The 3,429-nt window shown below is 38.3% G+C and carries 4 protein-coding genes; 1 reads left to right on the top strand and 3 read right to left on the bottom strand.

Annotation, left to right across the window (positions count from 1 at the left end):
- Window positions 1-819: 819 nt before the first annotated feature.
- The 3 genes from WIW89_RS01790 to WIW89_RS01800 all read right to left on the bottom strand — a co-directional run bounded on the left by WIW89_RS01790 (window position 820) and on the right by WIW89_RS01800 (window position 2,415).
- Window positions 820-1,467: a metallophosphoesterase family protein gene (locus WIW89_RS01790; RefSeq protein WP_337719544.1), complete on the bottom strand. Its 648-nt coding sequence runs from the start codon at window positions 1,465-1,467 to the stop codon at window positions 820-822.
- 334 nt (window positions 1,468-1,801) lie between these two features.
- Window positions 1,802-2,188: a type II toxin-antitoxin system VapC family toxin gene (locus WIW89_RS01795; protein ID WP_337719545.1), complete on the bottom strand. Its 387-nt coding sequence runs from the start codon at window positions 2,186-2,188 to the stop codon at window positions 1,802-1,804.
- Between the two features lie 2 nt (window positions 2,189-2,190).
- Window positions 2,191-2,415, bottom strand: coding sequence for a type II toxin-antitoxin system CcdA family antitoxin (locus WIW89_RS01800; protein ID WP_337708979.1), 225 nt, complete (start codon window positions 2,413-2,415; stop codon window positions 2,191-2,193).
- Window positions 2,416-3,134: 719 nt separating this feature from the next.
- Here WIW89_RS01800 and WIW89_RS01805 point away from each other — a divergent pair.
- Window positions 3,135-3,429, top strand: a 295-nt coding sequence (locus WIW89_RS01805) for an ATP-binding cassette domain-containing protein (protein ID WP_337719546.1), incomplete at its 3' end; no start/stop codon positions are given.

Consider the following 3,429-nt stretch of genomic DNA (forward strand, 5'->3'; position numbering starts at 1 on the left):
TTCTTTAGCCTTTTCTGCAGCTTTTTCCCCAGCTTTCTTTGCCTCTTCAGCCATATCTTTTGCTACGTTCTCTGTTTTCTTTGCCGCATCTTTTAGTTTATCTTTTATACCCATATAATTCCCATACTGATTTCACTACTTAAAGTTAATAAAGTTTTCTGTAATAATCGGCTAGTAGATATTTTTCTTTGATATAAAAAGATCTATTCTTGTTTTCATGTGAACAGACTTCCTCTTTCCGCTTAAGGGGGTTCATAAATAAATTCATAATTACACCTGATATGCTGTCGAGTTAGTAAGAAAGCCCCTTGAAGAAGGACTCTCGTGGCCAAAGTTTTAACCCTTCTAAGAATTAGCAAATTTACCTTCCCACACGTCCCATTAAGTTGGAGATGAGCGTCGTCATCACAAAGAGAAGTTAGAAGAGTAGTGTCTAAACTTTATGCTATCTACCCCTCAGCTAGATTTTCCCCAATTTCTTGAAACGTCCACGTCCTTATACTTATCGTAAGGATTTATTTCCAGCTAACTTCATCGTCCTCTGTCGTCGCGTCAATCCTCATCGAATAACTAAAACACACCGATTTCGTTTGTCAGTACTCCTTAATAATGGTTCTTAAACCCTGTACGTTTAGTGGAATGTGTCTCCTAATGTTTCACGAAGCGAGATTATTACTCTTAGAGTTTCAGAATATTGTTATGAGATAAATCTTGATACAATTCATTGGAGGACATATGTGGAGGGTAAAGGCGTTTATCTCTTCATTTTAATTTTACTGATAAACGGGTTCATGATAAAAACTCGTTACAATTTAGGAATTATAGACTGAAATTGAAGACTTCCTCTCCTCTCTGATAGACTGTTACGTCCTTATCAATTATCGCGTAGCATCTGAATTTGGATGAGCTATCTACTCTGAGGTATTTACCCCATTCGAATTCGTAATAGGAGTAACAACCGTCAGTCATGTGACCGTTTAGGTGGAGCTTAGGTTTGATCTGTTCTAAGGCTTGTAGCATCAATTCCGCAGCCTCATTGTATCTCATTTTAGGGTATATTTCGGGGAGGTAGGGAGGTTGGTGAGTAATTAGTACGTCTACATTTTTGTCTCTTAATCTGCTTATTATTTTTAGGAACTTATTAGGAGGTATTCCGTAATTCTCGTCGTCCCCTATTAGGCCGTTAATCCCCGTGACCTTCATGTTTCCAACACTTATTATTTGACCATCTCTAATCGAGAAGTTCTTCACCATCGAGAAATTCTCATGATTACCGTAAACTGCTATTAACTTAGTCCTTGAGAGAATATCGGAAAAATCAGCTGCTGACATCCCTTCTCCCCAATCGCCGGCCCCGATTAAGTAATCTGGTTTTAGCTCATCTAAGATGTTTAGCAGCCATTTAACTGACTCAATTTCCTCTTTGTCATCAAGGCTCTTATGCAGGTCGCTTATAAACAATATCATATATTTAATTTATCTAAGCCGGCAGGTTAAAAAGTTAGGGCATTGCATTCAAGTTTTTTCATGTAGAGTCTATGTCGATTCATCCAATTTATCTCACCGACAGATAACGTAAACCTTTCAGTAACATTAATTTCAACGTTAATCGTAAGTTCACACCCGAATCTCTAGTGGTAAGTAAAAACCACGATATAGCAGTCCGAGTTCTCTCAAAACACCATTCGACTGCCGTAAGTGGAGACTCAAAATTGGACGGTCAAGATAGGACTTGAACATTACAGCATGTTAGCCTTTGAAATACTCAAGGAAGTAGTGTCGAGGACAAAAGGATTGTCCTTTAAAGTGTCTTAATGAATTCTTTAAAGGATATCGCACTACCCTTTTCCAGTAAGTCTTTATCGTCAGAAACCAACGTCAAACCTCTGCTAATAGCTGCGAAGACGTAAGATGCGTCATAATATGTTAAACCCCTCTCTACGGCGACCCTTATTACCTCTTGCATTGGTAAATCCCTTAAAACGTTAAACTTCCTAAGTAATTCATGAAAGAGTTTAGCTAATGTAAAGGGGTCTTTAATCTTCTTATGGATCCTATAATCCTTCCATATTGCATTTCCTACTTCATAAAAGGTGAGGTCTAGAATGTAGACCTTTTTCACGTCAACCTTATCTATGTAATCCAACAAAGGGTATATGACAGATGAATCAAGCAAATAGCCTTCCATCTTTACCTTTCATCTCTACTTCTCCTTATAGCCTCGACCCATTCCTCTTCGCTTACGTCTTTCATTAGTTGTTTAATGTCACTTGCAAGCTTTTTTAACTCTTCCTTCTCTTTCTCTTCAATGGCTTTTTCTAAAGCTTTTTCAACCACATCCCTAATATTTATCCCTAACTCTTCAGCCTTTTCCTTTAATCCTTTTTTAACCCTTACGCTTATCACGTCTGACATATTATTGTATACGCAAAACTGGTATATATTCTGATCTCTCCGACGCAAGCATCCAATGACGGTTTTCACTCCTTTCTGAAGGACTATAACGCGTTTGGTAATCATACTGTCGTTTTAAAAATAATAACTACATTATTTCAACGTGAAAGGAACGTAAGGGTTAAAGGGCGGATTTTTGATACTGAGCGTAAAAACTTTCCAAGGACTGAGTACTTCTTCATAGGTCTATTGTTAGATCGCTAGCGAGAAGGTTTAAATTAAGACCGTGACCGTATTCAAATTTCCGCCTCTAATGTCCACCGAAGACGAATACGTGAACACATAATCCTCCCTTATATTTTCTGTAACCGTTAACTTCGCGCCTAAATCTCTTTCTGAACGACTCGACCTCAACTTCATCTTTATCCTTAATACCTAACGCCGTGTCAGTTCCACGTCTAGCAGGGAATCTACTTATACCTTTAGGCTATTGCTGACTTCCTTGATTCTATAACTGCTATTTCCATCCCCTTTCTTCTCCCCCATTTCTGTCTTTCTCGCAGCACTCGGAGTTATTCCCTAAAGAGGTGTACCACATGGCGGAATTAGAAGCAATTAAAAGTTAAGGAAAAGTCACGCTATGGGTTAACACAGTGCGAATGCGACACACTTCTAGACATTATAAGGGTGTTAGCAATAACTTTAAATTGTAGAAATAAAACCTTACGATGGAAAAAACAATGATTAAAGTAGAGAGAATTACAAAGTATTTTGGCAAAAGAAAAGTTCTCGATGACGTCACTTTCACAGTAAATGATGGGGAAATCGTTGGATTCGTTGGTCTGAACGGTGCAGGGAAGACGACGACCATCAGGGTTATTGTAGGAGTATTAGAACCCAACTCGGGCGATGTGTTTATAGACGGTATTAGTATAACAAAAGACAAGAGGAACGCTTCAAAACGAGTAGGTTGGGTACCAGAACTACCGATATTTGAATTAGATGCAAGTGCTCTTGACTATTTCGTCTACATAG

The organism is Stygiolobus sp. CP850M, assembly GCF_037389425.1.
Lineage (GTDB): Archaea > Thermoproteota > Thermoprotei_A > Sulfolobales > Sulfolobaceae > Stygiolobus.